This window comes from Spirillospora sp. NPDC049652 (assembly GCF_040675125.1).
Lineage (GTDB): Bacteria > Actinomycetota > Actinomycetes > Streptosporangiales > Streptosporangiaceae > Spirillospora.
The window spans coordinates 1-1,455 of the sequence record NZ_JBFAOF010001383.1; the positions used below are offsets into that span (position 1 = coordinate 1).

1 protein-coding gene is annotated in these 1,455 nt (G+C 73.1%); it reads right to left on the reverse strand.

Features of this window, described 5'->3' with window-relative positions; translation table 11 throughout:
* Window positions 1-109 precede the first annotated feature (109 nt).
* Window positions 110-1,455 (reverse strand): ribonuclease Y (rny, locus tag AB0J52_RS40415; RefSeq protein WP_500188497.1); only part of this gene is annotated, 1,346 nt, incomplete at its 5' end.

The window sequence follows — 1,455 nt, forward strand, 5'->3', positions numbered from 1 at the left end:
GGTGGGGCCGCGCCCCCGGCCCGGCCGGTTGGGAGTGCCCACCCGCCCGGGCCGGGGTCGGTCGCTGAGCGGCGTCGCCGGCGCGGCGACGCGGGTCAGCGGCGCCGGGTCAGCGGGCGAACTCGGTGGCGCGGGACTCGCGGACGACCGTCACCCGGATCTGGCCGGGATAGGTCAGCTCGTCCTCCACCTGCTTGGCGATGTCGCGCGCGATGACCTGCGCCTGGATGTCGTCCACCGAATCGGGCCGCACCATCACGCGGATCTCGCGGCCCGCCTGCATGGCGAACACCTTGTCCACGCCCTCGTGCTTCTCCCGGGCGATCTGCTCCAGCCGCTCCAGCCGCTTGACGTAGGCCTCCAGCGACTCGCGGCGCGCGCCCGGACGGCCGCCGCTGATCGCGTCCGCCGCCTGGGTGATGACCGCCTCGACCGTCCGCACTTCGACCTCGTTGTGGTGGGCCTCGATGGCGTGCACGACGTCCTCGTGCTCGCCGTAGCGGCGGGCGATCTCCGCGCCGATCAGCGCGTGGCTGCCCTCGACCTCGTGCGTGAGGGCCTTGCCGATGTCGTGCAGCAGCGTCCCGCGCTTCACCACGTCCGCCGGGAGCCGCAGCTCGTGCGCCATGATCCCGGCGAGGTGCGCCGACTCGACCAGGTGCTTCAGCACGTTCTGCCCGTAGGACGTGCGGTACCGCAACTGCCCGAGCAGCGCGATCAGCTCCGGGTGCATCTCGGTGATGCCGAGCTCGACCAGCGCGTCCTCGCCGGACCGCACGCACAGCTGCTCCACGTCCGACCGGCTGCGCTCGTACACCTCCTCGATGCGGGACGGATGGATGCGGCCGTCCAGCACCAGCTTCTCCAGCGTCAGCCGCGCCACCTCCCGGCGCACCGGGTCGAAGCAGCTCAGCAGCACCGCCTCCGGGGTGTCGTCGATGATCAGGTTGACGCCGGTGGTGGACTCGAAGGCGCGGATGTTGCGGCCCTCGCGCCCGATGATCCGGCCCTTCATCTCGTCCCCGGGCAGGTGCAGGACGCTGACCACCGACTCGGCGGTCTGCTCGGCCGCGACGCGCTGGATCGCCAGCGTGACGATCTTGCGGGCGCGCTTGTCGCCCTCCGCGCGCGCCGCGTTCTCGATCTCCCGGGTGAGCGGCACGGCCTCCCGCTTGGCCTGGTTCTCGATCGCCGCGACCAGCTCGGCCTTGGCCTGCTCGGCGGTCAGCCCGGCGGTCCGCTCCAGGACGGCCCGCCGCTCCTCCTCCAGCGTCGCGAGCTCCTCCTTGCCGGCCTCCAGGGCCTTCCTGGCCTCGTCCAGCCGCCCGGACCACTCCTCCAGGCGCCGCACCTCGGCGTCGAGCCGCTGCTCGCGCTCGGCGAGGCGGGCCTCGCGACGCTCCAGGTCCTCGCGCAGGGTCCGCAGGTCCTCGCGCAGCTCCTTGGCCTCGTCCT